Source organism: Siphonobacter sp. BAB-5385 (genome assembly GCF_002261125.1).
Classification (GTDB): domain Bacteria; phylum Bacteroidota; class Bacteroidia; order Cytophagales; family Spirosomataceae; genus Siphonobacter.
The window spans coordinates 1-511 of sequence record NZ_NMPS01000263.1 but is presented as its reverse complement, the minus strand read 5'-3'; the positions used below and the strand labels follow the sequence as shown (position 1 = coordinate 511).

The following is a 511-nucleotide window of genomic DNA, read 5'->3' as shown; positions in this document are numbered from 1 at the left end:
ACTCGTGCGTAATCAGGCTGTCGATTTAAAGACCGCTGCCAAAGAAAAGCGGGAGAGCGTAGCCGCCCGAGTCATGAAACTCCAGGAGATCGTAGATCAGGATCCGACCGGGGATCACTACGTCATCTGGCACCACCTCGAGTACGAACGGGAAATGATTGAAGAGTGGGCGGAATTCAATGGCCAGCAAAGCTTTCACTCGGTCTACGGCTCGCAGGCCGATGAGGTGAAAGAAAAGCTCTTAATCGACTTTGCCCGCGGGGAGTACCGCTTTCTTGCTACCAAACCCGAAATCGCCGGTCAGGGCTGCAACTTCCAGCGGCACTGTCACAAGGCCGTGTTTTTAGGCATCGATTACAAATTCAACGACTTTATTCAGGCCGTTCACCGGATTCAGCGTTTCCAGCAGCCGAGCCCCTGTGAGGTTCATATTCTCTACACCGACGGGGAGGAGAACATCCGAAAGGAACTCGAGGCTAAATGGCAACGCCACCACGAGCTGGTTTCGGAA

At 53.8% G+C, this 511-nt stretch carries 1 protein-coding gene; it reads left to right on the top strand.

Going from position 1 to position 511, the window contains the following annotated elements:
• Positions 1–511 (top strand): hypothetical protein (locus tag BWI93_RS28040; protein ID WP_217902353.1); only part of this gene is annotated, 511 nt, incomplete at both ends.